At 52.4% G+C, this 820-nt stretch carries 1 protein-coding gene; it reads left to right on the top strand.

All coding sequences use genetic code 11. The features are described from left to right. Positions 1-63: 63 nt before the first annotated feature. Positions 64-768 carry an IS6-like element IS26 family transposase gene (locus ACLJRH_RS26195; protein WP_001067855.1) on the top strand — a complete coding sequence of 235 codons (705 nt, stop codon included), beginning with the start codon at positions 64-66 and terminating at the stop codon, positions 766-768. Positions 769-820: the final 52 nt, after the last annotated feature.

Raw genomic sequence — 820 nt, 5'->3', positions numbered from 1 at the left:
GGCACTGTTGCAAATAGTCGGTGGTGATAAACTTATCATCCCCTTTTGCTGATGGAGCTGCACATGAACCCATTCAAAGGCCGGCATTTTCAGCGTGACATCATTCTGTGGGCCGTACGCTGGTACTGCAAATACGGCATCAGTTACCGTGAGCTGCAGGAGATGCTGGCTGAACGCGGAGTGAATGTCGATCACTCCACGATTTACCGCTGGGTTCAGCGTTATGCGCCTGAAATGGAAAAACGGCTGCGCTGGTACTGGCGTAACCCTTCCGATCTTTGCCCGTGGCACATGGATGAAACCTACGTGAAGGTCAATGGCCGCTGGGCGTATCTGTACCGGGCCGTCGACAGCCGGGGCCGCACTGTCGATTTTTATCTCTCCTCCCGTCGTAACAGCAAAGCTGCATACCGGTTTCTGGGTAAAATCCTCAACAACGTGAAGAAGTGGCAGATCCCGCGATTCATCAACACGGATAAAGCGCCCGCCTATGGTCGCGCGCTTGCTCTGCTCAAACGCGAAGGCCGGTGCCCGTCTGACGTTGAACACCGACAGATTAAGTACCGGAACAACGTGATTGAATGCGATCATGGCAAACTGAAACGGATAATCGGCGCCACGCTGGGATTTAAATCCATGAAGACGGCTTACGCCACCATCAAAGGTATTGAGGTGATGCGTGCACTACGCAAAGGCCAGGCCTCAGCATTTTATTATGGTGATCCCCTGGGCGAAATGCGCCTGGTAAGCAGAGTTTTTGAAATGTAAGGCCTTTGAATAAGACAAAAGGCTGCCTCATCGCTAACTTTGCAACAGTGCC

It is taken from the genome of Salmonella sp. SAL04162, assembly GCF_046551535.1.
In the GTDB taxonomy this organism is placed as follows: Bacteria; Pseudomonadota; Gammaproteobacteria; order Enterobacterales; family Enterobacteriaceae; genus Salmonella; species Salmonella enterica.
The sequence above is the reverse complement of the archived record's forward strand: the minus strand, read 5'-3'. Positions and strand labels throughout refer to the sequence as shown.

What these genes read in the sequence shown, in the direction of transcription:
- ACLJRH_RS26195 (WP_001067855.1), top strand. Translation starts at nt 64, where the DNA reads ATGAACCCATTCAAAGGCCGGCATTTTCAGCGTGACATCATTCTGTGG.